The organism is Staphylococcus sp. HMSC13A10 (assembly GCF_001808005.1).
In the GTDB taxonomy this organism is placed as follows: Bacteria; Bacillota; Bacilli; order Staphylococcales; family Staphylococcaceae; genus Staphylococcus; species Staphylococcus pasteuri.
This window is the reverse complement of sequence record NZ_KV791855.1, coordinates 1-1,036: the sequence shown is the minus strand read 5'-3', so window position 1 is coordinate 1,036 and position 1,036 is coordinate 1. Positions and strand designations below refer to the sequence as shown.

General features: G+C 28.5%; 1 pseudogene. It reads right to left on the bottom strand.

From position 1 onward, the window contains the following. Positions 1-29: 29 nt before the first annotated feature. Positions 30-888 (bottom strand): annotated as a pseudogene (locus HMPREF3125_RS04465) (replication initiation protein). Between the last annotated feature and the right edge of the window lie 148 nt (positions 889-1,036).

The following is a 1,036-nucleotide window of genomic DNA, read 5'->3' as shown; positions in this document are numbered from 1 at the left end:
ATAGGAACATCCTATTTTTATTGTGTTATTTATTCTTCCCAGTCCAATTTAAGCTGCTTTAAAAACTCTTCTTTATCCTTTTCTAGTTGGGGATCAAAATCGCTTTGGAGTTGCTGTCCATACGTTCGTTCCTCTAACCATTTTGGCGTTTTTTCACGACTCATATATTGACGTGACTTACCTATATTCGCCATTTGTGGCTGACGTTTACTGTGAATGCGTTTCTCAGCGTCAAAGGTAAACTCTAAACATTCAATTTTACGTCCTTTTTTTGCCTTAATTTTATTGTTAATAAGATTATTAAAAATTGAAGAAAGTTCATTAATTATTGGCTTTAATACACGTTTGGTTATATCATTCATCTGATAAGTTTTAGGTATATCTATACGATTTCTAAAATCAGCTATATTTATTTTTACATAACCAGTATGTTTATATTGTTTAAGCAATCTAAACATGTTTTTAGCGTAAGTAGATTTAAGATGCGTCATTTCTTTTAATTCAAATTTCGTAAAATCAGCTGTTATAGAATTTAAAATATGTTTTAAATCAGGATTAACACTAATAGATAAACATTCTTCGTCTAAATCTACTTTGTATGAAGTAAATAAAACAAATTTTTCAAAAGACCTACCATTACGTTCTACATATGTTAGATTCAACATTTTATCGTATACGTGCTCTAAATCATTGATAAAGCGTTCTTGAGAACGCGTGTAGTAGTTACTTAAATATTTTAATTCTTCAAAAGGAATAATTTCCTTTTCTCGTATCCTGTTCTTTAAGTTTATTGCATAATGTAAAGAATAAATCTACTTCAGTACTTGTAAAACGTCTTAATGGTACTAAATTCATTTCATTTCTATATACTACTGTTTCACCAGACATAAAAATCTCCTCTCTGAATATATAAGGACTTAAATTATAAAACGTCCCTCTATAATAACTAACGAAAGAATTATAACACCTATTATATAGAGAATAAAGGTTATAAGTGACTTAAATTACAAAACGTCCCTTTTTATGTTACAAAACG